Genomic DNA, 4,981 nt, shown 5'->3' on the forward strand with positions numbered 1-4,981 from the left:
CATCCACGCCGACCACCACGGTGAACACGGCCGACGCACCGCTCGACAATTTCGCCAAGTTGCAGCCGACGACCCCCGTGCCCCCCACCGCCGTCCTGTATCGCTTATGCGCATGCTCTCGCCTATGCCCCGCTCGTTACGTCTCGTACTGTGCACCCTTCTTTTTATCGCGCTCTCTGCCGCAGGCGCCTCTGCCCCTGCCACGGCCCAGACCGATGCCCTCCAATCGCCCGAAGAGTTTCTGGGCTACGAGCTCGGATCGCAGTTCACCTCGCACCACCGGGTCGTCGACTACGTGGAGCACGTGGCCGAGCAGTCGCCCAACGTCGAGATCGAGCGCTACGGCGAAAGCTACCAGGGGCGTCCGCTCATGGTAGCCTACGTGAGTAGCCCCGAGCTGCTGGAGCAGCGCGACGCCATCCGCCAGGACAACCTGCGGCGCATCGGACTTGCAGACGGCACGCCGGGCGAGCTGGCGCCGGCTATCGTGTGGCTCAGCTACAACGTGCACGGCAACGAAAGCGTAAGCACCGAGTCGTCGATGCAGACGCTCTTTGAGCTCGCCGATCCGTCGAACACGCAGACCCAGCCGTGGCTGGAGGATACCATCGTGATCATGGATCCGCTCATGAATCCCGACGGACGCGAGCGCTACGTCAACTTCTATAACCGCACCGCCGGAGCCACGCCCAACCCGAACCGCATCGCCCGCGAGCTGCAAGAAGACTGGCCCAACGGACGCTCCAACCACTACTACTTTGACCTGAACCGCGACTGGGCCTGGGCCGCGCAGCAGGAGACGCAGCAGCGCCTGGAGCTCTACAACCAGTGGATGCCCCACGTGCACGTTGACTACCACGAGCAGAGCATCGACGCGCCCCACTACTTCGCGCCCGCAGCGGATCCCTTTCACGAAGACATCGCCGAGTGGCAGCGCTCCTTTCAGGAGACCGTTGGGCGCAACCACGCGCGCTACTTCGACGACAACAACTGGCGCTACTTCACCCGCGAGCGCTTCGACCTGTTCTACCCCGGCTTCGGCGACACCTGGCCCACCTTCAACGGCGCCATCGGCATGACCTACGAGCAGGGCGGCTCCGGACGCGCAGGGCTCATGGTGCATACCATCGAAGGCGACACCCTTACGCTGCACGACCGCTTCATTCGCCACCACGTCACCGGTCTCTCTACCGTCGAAACCGCCGCCCGCGAGGCCGACGACCTCGTGTCCTCGTTTGTCTCCCACTTTGAAGACGCCGCCGCGAATCCCCCCGGCGACTATGCCGCATATCTGATCAAATCCCGCGATGCCGCCTCCACCGGCGTCCCCAACACCCCCGACGACCGCGTGCACGCGCTACACCGCCACCTGGAGCGCCAGGGCATCGAATCCACCATCGCCGGTCCGGGTACCGACGCCAGCACGAGCGGACTGCGCTACGCCGACCAGACGAATCAGTCGGTATCTGTGGAGCCCGGCGATCTGGTCGTATCCCTCAGCCAGCCCAAGAGCCGCCTCGCCAAGGTGCTTATGGAGCCGCAAACGGCCATCGTGGATTCGGTGACCTACGACATGACGGGCTGGAGCCTGCCGTACGCCTACGGATTGGATGCTTACGCGCTGGATAGCGACGTATCGGTTTCGGGGGATGCGCAGGCCGCACCGCCCGCCCTGCAGGGCGCCGACACCGACACACCGTATGCCTACCTCGCCAACTGGCACAGCATCAACGACGCCTCGTTCTTGTCCGATCTGCTGCAGTCCGACGTGAAGGTCCGCTTCGCCCGCGAGAGCTTCGAGTTCGAAGGCCGCACCTTCGAGCCCGGCACGCTCGTGATCTTGCGCGCCAACAACCGCGCGATGGGCGCGCGCTTCGACGAGATCGTGCAGGAGACCGCCGCCGAGCACGAGCGCTCGCTCTACCGCACCACCACCGGCTTCATGGATGAGGCCCCCGACTTCGGGTCCGCCAACATCCGCTACATCGATGCCCCGCATGTGGGCGTGCTGGCCGGCGAGCCGCTGTCCTCGCTGAACGTGGGCGAGATCTGGCATTTCTTTGACCAGCAGCTGCAGTATCCGGCCACGCTCCTCAAGCCCGGCAACTTTCAGGATGCCTGGCTCGACGAGCTGGACGTGCTCGTGATGCCCGAGGGACGGTACAGCGACTGGCTCTCCGACGAGCGCGTGGCGGCGCTGCAGCAGTGGATTGCGCGCGGCGGCCACCTCATTGCGTTCGGATCCGCCAATAATGCGCTGATGCCCTACGACGGCTTTGCCCTCGCCGCCCCCGCCTCTGACGACGAAGACGAAGCGGAGACGCCCGAGCTGCGCCGCTACGAAGACCGCCAGCGCGACGCGGCTGCCAGCGGCACTCCCGGCAGCGTGCACGCCACCACGCTCGACACCTCGCACCCGCTGGCCTTTGGCGTGGAGCGCTACTTCACCATGAAGCGCTCCGCCCGCGCCTTCGCCTACCTCGACAGCGGCTGGACGGTAGCCGCGCTCGAAGACGCCACCCCCGCCAGCGGATTCATGGGCCACGAGGCCCAGAACGCCCTGCAGGAGACGCTCGTCTTCGGCGTGCAGCCTCACGGACAAGGCCGCATCACCTACCTGGTCGACAACCCGCTCGTGCGCGGCTTCTGGCACAACGGCCAACTCCTCATGAGCAACGCCGTGTTCTTCATCGGCAACGAGTAACTATCGCCGGGGACGCAAGCGGTCCCCGGCTATGGGATTCCTTAGCCCGGGATCAGGAGCGGAGCGGATATCCCGGGCGGTGATTATCAAGACAAAAGAGACCCCCGCCGGTAGACAAAGCGATAAGCAACGCTTGCAATCTTGTGTTACCGACAACAGCCAACACTAACGGGCCTCTGGTAGCGGTAAGATGTTAAGTGATTGACATGTGGGTTACATCATCGCAACCCGCTCAAACCCCCTCTGTCTTCGAGCTTCGCCGCAGGCGTGATCCTGTGGACATCTCTCCCTTGGCTAAGGAGGAGAAACCCGACACGAGCCCGGAGGGCGACCGATGGAGCGAGGCGGAATAAAGGAGAGGGGGTTCGAACAAGAGAGAACTGCGACCTCCAATCACTTTATCATTTAGTGTCTATCCAGTGCCGGGCCCCTTTCCAATTGAGCGCCCCTTCGGCCTCGAAGAAGTGGGCCGGACGGACGGAGCCGCGGGGTCGCGTGCAAAATTGATCTTGTTTGAGCGAGCCTGCGAGCGAGTTTGATCAATTTTAGCGGCTCAGCAGGCGGAGTCAGGCCCAGTTCTTCCAGCCTTGATTTTTTCAGTCCCTTTTGTATCAAGACAAAAGGGACCCCCGCCGGAAGGCGAAGCGACAGGCAACGCCTCCGATCTTGTGCCACCAACAACCAATGCTGACATGTCGCACCACGTCTACATCCTCGAATGCGCGGATGGCACCTACTACACCGGCTACACCACCGATGTAGAGCGCCGCGTAGAAGAACACAACGCCGGCACCGCCGCCAAATACACCCGCGGACGCACGCCCGTCGAGGTCATCCACACCGAAACCTACGACACCCAAACCGCCGCCATGCAGCGCGAATACGCCATCAAACAGCTACGGCGGCCTGCGAAGGAGCGGCTGGTGGAAACGCCCTAATTCGCCAGCCCATCCAGCGGACTTGCAACGCCGCGCCTGCCCCGCCACCTCGCAGGTCCAGACGGCGATGGCTTACCTGAAGCAGCGCACCGAACGTGTTCGAAAATGAGTGTCAGAGCGCCTCCAATGGACTCTGTACCGCGCGTCCGCCCCGATTCAAGACATGCGTGTACCGCATCGTCGTCTCCACACTGTCATGCCCCAACAGCTCTTGTACGGTTCGAATGTCATATCCATCTTCCAGCAAATGCGTCGCAAAGGAGTGGCGGAAGGTGTGGCACGTGATATGCTTCGAAATACCTGTGGCGTTCACGGCCTTCTTTACCGCACTCTGCACAGCAGAGGTTGAGCGATGATGCCGATGAGTTTGTCCACTTCGGGGATCGGTAGATCGTTTGGTGGATGCAAACACAAATTGCCATCTCCATTCGTACGCGGCGTTCGGGTACTTGCGTCCCAGCGCGTCTGGGAGGTGTACCGAGCCGTGTCCCTCGCTGCGGTCGGTTTCGTGTAACACTTTTCGCCCCCGCAGGTGGCGTTTCAGCGGCGTATGCAGGCGGCTGGGGAGCACGGTAACACGGTCTTTGCGCCCCTTGCCATCTCGGACGAGGCACGCACCCCGCTCAAAATCGAGAGCCTTGACCCGAAGGCGGAGAGCTTCCGAGAGACGAAGCCCCGCGCCGTAGAGCAGCGCAGCAACGAGTTGATTGGTCCCGCTCATTGCGCCCAGTACCTGCCGGACCTCGTTGCGCGTGCAGACGACCGGCAAGCGTCGTGGGCGCTGGGCCGGCTCCAGTTCGTTGATGGCATCCAGTTCGATGCGCAGCACACGGCTGTAGAGGAACCGGAGCGCATGGAGGGCCTGGTTCTGTGTGGAGGCCGCGACGTTGCGCTCCAGGACCAAGTGATTTAAGAAATCACGGATATGAGCGGCGTCCATCGTACGCGGATGGCGTGTGTCGTGGAACAGCACATACCGCTTCACCCAGCGGACGTAAGCCGTTTCCGTGTGATAGCTGTACTGCAAGCGACGGCACGCCGTGCGGACTTGATCAAGCAGCTTGGGCGGTTGTTGGGACATGGGAACAGCGGACCGAGCGCCGGAGACTTGCGATTTATGCAGGGCCTTGGTACCATGAAATACATATATAAACCCCTTCAGCAACATAGACCCGTCGGGAGGCGAATCCATAACGTCCTATGTCCACTTGGTTGACATAAGTCGACACCGGATTGGCTTATCCTTTTGGGAAATAGCAAATTGCTCGTACTTATGGGGTTTGCCTATGTCCAGCAGGTTGACATAATTATAAGTTATATGCCTTGGCGTAGAGTCTAA

3 protein-coding genes are annotated in these 4,981 nt (G+C 62.2%); 2 read left to right on the forward strand and 1 reads right to left on the reverse strand.

The window, feature by feature from the left end; genetic code table 11:
* Together PPP56_RS10690 and PPP56_RS10695 are read left to right on the forward strand one after the other, a co-directional pair.
* On the forward strand, positions 1–2,704 hold a 2,704-nt coding region (locus tag PPP56_RS10690), incomplete at its 5' end, for a M14 family metallopeptidase (RefSeq protein ID WP_353564032.1).
* A 692-nt stretch (positions 2,705–3,396) separates the two neighbouring features.
* The gene (locus PPP56_RS10695; RefSeq protein ID WP_353564033.1) at positions 3,397–3,642 is read left to right on the forward strand and encodes a GIY-YIG nuclease family protein; all 246 of its coding nucleotides are present in this window, start codon (positions 3,397–3,399) and stop codon (positions 3,640–3,642) included.
* 112 nt (positions 3,643–3,754) lie between these two features.
* On the opposite strand, the gene PPP56_RS10700 is transcribed toward PPP56_RS10695, so the two are convergent.
* The gene (locus PPP56_RS10700) at positions 3,755–4,723 is read right to left on the reverse strand and encodes an integron integrase (RefSeq protein WP_353564034.1); all 969 of its coding nucleotides are present in this window, start codon (positions 4,721–4,723) and stop codon (positions 3,755–3,757) included.
* Positions 4,724–4,981 lie beyond the last annotated feature (258 nt).

The organism is Longimonas sp., assembly GCF_040409695.1.
Taxonomy (GTDB): domain Bacteria; phylum Bacteroidota; class Rhodothermia; order Rhodothermales; family Salinibacteraceae; genus Longimonas.